This window comes from Lactococcus sp. SK2-659 (assembly GCF_020218185.2).
Lineage (GTDB): Bacteria > Bacillota > Bacilli > Lactobacillales > Streptococcaceae > Lactococcus > Lactococcus lactis.
In genome coordinates this window covers 45,682-51,941 of record NZ_JAIWQZ020000004.1, presented here as the reverse complement: position 1 = coordinate 51,941, position 6,260 = coordinate 45,682, and the positions used below count along the sequence as shown (strand labels likewise).

The 6,260-nt window shown below is 30.4% G+C and carries 5 protein-coding genes and 2 pseudogenes; 1 reads left to right on the top strand and 6 read right to left on the bottom strand.

The genetic code is table 11. The features are described from left to right. Positions 1 to 54: 54 nt before the first annotated feature. The 3 genes and pseudogenes from LDP15_RS11470 to LDP15_RS11460 all read right to left on the bottom strand — a co-directional run bounded on the left by LDP15_RS11470 (position 55) and on the right by LDP15_RS11460 (position 3,831). Positions 55 to 386: pseudogene (locus LDP15_RS11470) on the bottom strand (hypothetical protein). Positions 387 to 538: 152 nt separating this feature from the next. Further along, positions 539 to 2,086, bottom strand: coding sequence for a UvrD-helicase domain-containing protein (locus LDP15_RS11465; protein WP_138406152.1), 1,548 nt, complete (start codon positions 2,084 to 2,086; stop codon positions 539 to 541). After that, positions 2,086 to 3,831: an ATP-dependent endonuclease gene (locus LDP15_RS11460; protein ID WP_225513614.1), complete on the bottom strand. Its 1,746-nt coding sequence runs from the start codon at positions 3,829 to 3,831 to the stop codon at positions 2,086 to 2,088. The genes LDP15_RS11465 and LDP15_RS11460 overlap by 1 nt, the downstream gene beginning before the upstream one ends. A 118-nt stretch (positions 3,832 to 3,949) precedes the next feature. Here LDP15_RS11460 and LDP15_RS11455 point away from each other — a divergent pair. Then, positions 3,950 to 4,042 (top strand): annotated as a pseudogene (locus LDP15_RS11455) (IS6 family transposase); the annotation flags it as partial. 731 nt (positions 4,043 to 4,773) lie between these two features. Here the strand turns inward: LDP15_RS11455 and LDP15_RS11450 are convergent. The 3 genes from LDP15_RS11450 to LDP15_RS11440 all read right to left on the bottom strand — a co-directional run bounded on the left by LDP15_RS11450 (position 4,774) and on the right by LDP15_RS11440 (position 6,253). Next, complete coding sequence (locus LDP15_RS11450) at positions 4,774 to 5,235, bottom strand: GNAT family N-acetyltransferase (protein ID WP_225513623.1); 462 nt, start codon at positions 5,233 to 5,235, stop codon at positions 4,774 to 4,776. Positions 5,236 to 5,492: 257 nt separating this feature from the next. Next, complete coding sequence (locus LDP15_RS11445) at positions 5,493 to 6,044, bottom strand: Asp23/Gls24 family envelope stress response protein (protein WP_015425998.1); 552 nt, start codon at positions 6,042 to 6,044, stop codon at positions 5,493 to 5,495. Between the two features lie 20 nt (positions 6,045 to 6,064). Next, positions 6,065 to 6,253, bottom strand: coding sequence for a DUF2273 domain-containing protein (locus tag LDP15_RS11440; RefSeq protein WP_015425997.1), 189 nt, complete (start codon positions 6,251 to 6,253; stop codon positions 6,065 to 6,067). Between the last annotated feature and the right edge of the window lie 7 nt (positions 6,254 to 6,260).

The following is a 6,260-nucleotide window of genomic DNA, read 5'->3' as shown; positions in this document are numbered from 1 at the left end:
GGTTCTGTTGCAAAGTTTTAAATAAAGAATAAAATCCCTTACGGTATCTATGATTTAAGCTGGGATTCCCAATAATACCTTGATTTCAGTACAGACCGAAAACCCGAAGAGAGTGCCTTCTTTTCGGGTTTTCTTATATAATCCTCGGATGGCTTCCATGCCTTTTATTCGTGGAAAATGGACTGTCTATTTTTCTTTTTCCAGATTTGATAGATCAGCTTACCATATTCTTGAACCCAACGGTAAATTGTTGTGTGAGAAACGTTAATGCCACGATCATATAACATCTCTTGAACATCACGATAACTCAAATTATAGCGAAGATAATACCCAACAGAGATAATAATCACGTCTTTTTGAAATTGTTTGCCCTTAAAATGATTCATCTGTTGTCCTCGCATTCTTTTTTATTACATTTTACAATAAATCAGGTGTTATGGGGAACTTTGCAACAGAACCAACCAGCTAATATTTGTTAGCTGGTTTTATCAGATATTAGAACAAAAATAGACTTACCGGAAAACTTTGTAATAGAACCTTAGATATGATTTATCAACTTGAAAGTTGTACTTTCACTACCTATACCTAATTCTCTTAATTTACTGTTAATCTGTTCACTATATTTTTCTAATTCTCCTTCCATCATCACAAATTTTTCTTCAGCCCTAGTTACACAAACATAATGATTATTTTTTTTACTTTCGTCACTGAAGTTATAGTACTTAGCAAAACTAATAACTTGATTAAATTCCAGGCCTTTTGAACCGAAAACAGTCATAACCTTGTGTAAATCATTAGATTTTATAAATGCCGGATAAAAATACTTATTTGTAACAGTATCTAACAATAATACTTGTTCATCATTTGTTATATTCGTCCCAAAGAAATTATTAAAATTAGTAATAGATTCAAAAAAGCTACTCTTAATATCATCTTTAGTTTGATTGGATGATAATGGCACTAATTTCTTTAGAGGTTTTAATAAATTATCAATTTTATTCAGTACCGTTCTCTCTTGCTCTACTCTCAATACTTCAGCGATATCAAAGACAGAATAGTTATCATCCAATAAGTAACAGGCAATTACTTTTAATACATTAGCATTTTCCGATCCGTCATCTAATGGTGTTTTAGGAATAAAAACAAAATTAAATCCTCGTGCATTTAGATTATCAGAAATTTCTTTTGCATCCCTGTTTATATTTGCAATAATTGTTATATTTTTATTTTTATCCAATACATTAGACTCACAAAGCTCATTAATAGAGCTGACATAGTCATTAGTCCTGCAATGAACAACATGAGTTACTTCTTTAGGGTAATCGTTTCTAAACTGAGAATAATTATGTATTAGATTAGCATAATTAACTATTTCAAAATGACTTCTAAAATTAGTTACTAATTCAAATCTTTGCATCCCTTCATTTTCCAATTGATTAAAAATATCTCTCTGTGCACCTCGCCATAGATATATGGCTTGTTTACCATCTCCTACGATAAAAAGATCAATCAATAACACATTTTTTATATACATAAATAGATTATGCATGTCTATGTCAGAGTCTTGATATTCATCCAAAAAAATCATTGCGTATTTTGATTTAAAATATTCTTGAGCCGCCGTACTTCGCTCTAATACTTTTTTTGCTAATTCAAACTTAAAATTTCTTCTAATGTTATGATAAGTTCCTAATTTATTACTCTTTTCTAACGTATTTAGACATCCATCAAAAGAACTAGATTTTACAGAATGCTCATAACTAATCACAAAATCATTATTATACATTTCGCCGAAAGCATCTTTCAAAAATGGTCTTATGATTTCATATTCAATAAAAGAGTCATTAGTCATTACAACAAATTTATTGTTTCCATCAATTTGTTCTGACTTTTTTTTAATTTCCTCTGTAGCCTTAATCGTGAAAGTTATTGCAGCAACTGTTTTATGATCTGAAATTTCATTCAATTTTTTTAGGATTTTTTTAACCATTATTGTTGTTTTACCCGAACCAGCACTAGCAGAAACTATAATATTGCCGCTAGCAGCTAAGATATCTTTCCTTATTTGCTCATCAACAATTTCCATTAGTTCTCCACCAATCTTTTTAAAGCTTTAAATCTATCATGATTAAAAATTTTATGGCACTCATCGTCATTCAAATTATCAATAAGTTTTAACATATTTAGTAATTTCTTATCTTGAAGAGTATCCACAGGATTCTCACCAAAAATATTTTCCAGTTTTTCTGGAATAACCTCGAATAAATCATTCTCTAAATCAACTTTTGAAATGAATATATTATTCTTTTCAAATTCTTTGATACAATCTCCGTTATACTCATATAACTCTCTCTTTTTATCTAAAACCATCCTCTCCTTATCACTTATTATCCAAACTAATTTTCCATTTTCATCATTCGATGAGTAATCAATTGTAATAGCCTCTAAATTTTCTCTATCGATAATATTTAAGCAACGATTGAATCCTATAGTATCAAATGACGTTATATTTCCTCTTTTAGCTTTCAAATCATTGTCAGTTTTGATAATGGGTAGTATTTCTAACTCTTTTAATATATCAAAGTATGGTTTGAATTTAATACCATCTACTAATAAAAGATATCCGCCCTCTAATTCATAAATTGGACTAACAATTGACAATATTTTTTCAAATAATGCCTTCTCTGAAGGGCCCTCTATAAGCAGCACACGATCTGAAAACAATGCCGTAGTTAATGATTCATTCAATTCTTTCTTTATTGATTTAAATTGTTCGGGCACATTATACATACTGGATTTACAGTTAGTTTTGTTTTGCGAGTATATTCTAACAAGAGAAGCATCATCCATTTCATATAATAATTCTGACGAATGAGTGGATAAGATAAAATAGTCATACACAGAATAATCAAACAATTGCTTTGATAATGCTACTTGCATAGAACGATGTAAACTATTTTCTGGCTCTTCTATCAAATAAATGGTGATTCTATCAGAATCGTATTCTTTCGTTAAATAATTCAAAAGAGAATAAGCTAATATTTTTTTCCTGCCATCCCCTGATGTAGGATAAAGTGCATTATCTCCTTCTCTTTTTATATACGGGTGTATATCACTAAAGAAACCTTTTATCGCCATCTCCGATTGTAATTCAATTGTTATATCCTCTTTTTTCAGGTGATGATACTCATCTGTTAATTCCTTTTGAAAATTTTGCATAACTGCCATAGAACTAATTTTCCTATTCATTTCAAACGTCAAATCAGAAATTTCTTGCGAGATATCTATATCTTCACTTGTTAATTTTTTTTGATTAAATAATTTTTTTCTATTTTTAGAAAAAACATAATCTAAGTCAATAGTTGGATCAACATAAATAATATTAAATAATCTATCAATATCAGAAAAGCTACCATTTTGAGGGATTTTATGCATACTATCTAAATTATTACCCCAAAATAATTCTGGAACACCCAGGGCCTCGCTATGATCAAATGTACCTGTAACTTGAAAATAGAATCTGTTTAGCTCTGAACTGTCCCTTGAACCGCCAACTTTTGAGATTATATGCTGTGAATCTCTATCAGTCTGACGATCTGTTAAATCAACTTCGAGACTGATTTTTATGGCATTAGACGTATCTCTATGAAAATAGTCACTTTCATAGAAACCGTCAGATCTTATTTTACGATCTAACAAATATCTTAACGAACAAAGTAAATTAGTTTTTCCGACATCATTCATACCAAATACAACATTTTTATTAGATAAATTGATAGATACCTCTTCAAAATTTCTAAAATTCTCAATCATAAGCCTATTTAATTTCATAAAAAACTCCTTATTAAAATAGAAAATCTCAAATATATTCTTTACGTTTCTGTTGCAAAGTTTCCCGATAAGTATATTTTAGTGTAAAATTGAGAAAAAAGATAGAGAGGACAGAGTAATGAACCATTTTAAAAGCAAACAATTCAAAAAAGACGTCATTATTGTCGCTGTTGGTTACTACTTACGATATAATTTGAGCTATCGTGAAGTTTAGAAGCTTCTTTATGATCGTGGAATAAATGGTTCTGTTGCGAAGTTTGAAAATCAAACGAGCCCTCTCTGAACTCAGAATATCTTAGGCTGGTATTCCCATTAATACCTTGATTTCGGTATCTACTGAAATTAAAGTTTTGATGGGTATACCAGCATAGTCAAAGTATCAGAATGGGACTTTTGTACTCAGTATTGAAACTTTGCAACAGAACCTATTCATGAATATATAATAAACTATTTTTTAAAACATGTACACGACAGATAGACGACAAAAGAACGACAATCTACCGACACAAAGGTAAAACAACAGTTTTGGAGTAAATAATAAAAGCAGTAATTATACTAAAAACTGCTTTTATTATTGTTTTATTTTTCATGTTGTTCTGTTTTGGACTTTTTATTCTTTAGTTTTTTATATTCTTTATTGACATTAGTCCAGAAAGCTGTACGACGGATTGTCCAGAATGATAGAAGTCGATAAGTGTTTCTTTAAATTCTTGTGAGTATCGTTTTGCATGTTTTTGTCCTTTAGATGAATTATACAATAGTGACTCTAGGATTTAAGGGTAACATCACTTTAAAAAGTGATGAAATTGCATGCCATTTTTCATGACAATGCGCACCTACAACCCGCTCCAAAATTGGTGGTTTTTCTGCTTAAAAATGTATCAGAAGTCGGCTAGCCGACAACAAAAAAGGACGGATCTAGTTATCCGTCCTTTCATCACATCAGTCAGTTTCTTCTAGTATTTCGCCAGCTTCTTTATCGATTTCATTTGATAATTTCTTAACAAAAAAATGTTCTGTTCCAGTTAACGGATACTGTCTTTTTACATAAACTTCTTTAAATCCAAATTTGGGATAAAAATCTTTACCTTGAAAATCAAATGTATATAAAAATATATTTTTACAATTACTCCGTATAGCTAAATCTTCGGCTTTTTTTAACAAATCCCGACCTAACCCATTTCTGCGCAAACTCTCATGAATAACTAAATATTCTATATCCATCCAATTACCAAATATTTCTCCTGAAATACCCCCCATAACATTATCACTATCATCTTTTATGTAAATAGCAAAATCTGTTTGATTTGCAGTTTCAAAATTTTGCTTATTATACTTTCTGATCATATTTTGTAATATCATTACGTCTGATTTTTCTGGTAATAATGTTTCTTCAAATTTCATAATTGCTTCCCCCTAAAATAAAATTAAACCCTTACTCATTATTCAATACTTCGCCTGTATCTTTATCAATATCTGCCCGACCTGGAGCTATACTATAAAAGTAGACACAAATACGTGTGTTATAATCTATCGTGAAAGATCTCCTTAGACTTATTTGACTCGGTGCTTTTATCTAAATAAAAAACTATATAATTGAAGTCACTTACTAAAAAAGCCTCATAATAGAGGCTTTTATTTCTCACGATTTATCTAGAAATTTATTTAACTCTAGCTTCTTTATCTGTATTGTCTTCTACTTTGTCTTTTACTTTATCAACTTGTTCAGAGGTGAATTTTCCAGTTGTTTGAGCCGCACTAGTCACTCGATCTTGAATACTTACATCATCTTCTTTTTGTTGCTCTTTCGTTTTAATATCTGTGACTGTTACGTTAACTTCAACAACTTCCAATTCTGTCATTGCCGCAACCTCTTTACGAATGACTTCTTTAATTTTTTCATAAATATCAGGCACATTCTTACGATATTCTGTAACTACTTTCAAGTCTACTGCAACCTGTGTTTTCCCAACTTCTACGTCAACACCTGTTGTAACATCATCAGTATTAATAAGTTTTCCTGTTAAGTTTGAGAAGAACCCACCTTCTACAGAAAGAAGTCCATCCACTGATTCTAATGCTAGTCCTACAATCTTTTGCACAACTTTATCTTCATAAGTCAAAGTCCCCTTAATTTCTGGTTGGGTTTCCTTTGTTTTAGGAGTTTCTTTTTCTGCCATTGTTCCAAATGCTTTCATGTTTTCTTGTACCATAATCTTCTCCTTTTATAATGTTATTTACGATTTATAAATTGATCAATGATTCCTGATTTTTTTAAAAATAGACCAATGTAAATTCCTAATCCAATTAAAAATAAAACCAGAATCATTTTCCAAAATCCAATAGTGAAGATACACACAGCAATGAGTGCACCTACGATTCCCCCTATAATCGGGTATCGATTTTTTTCGAAATAATCCATTGATCCC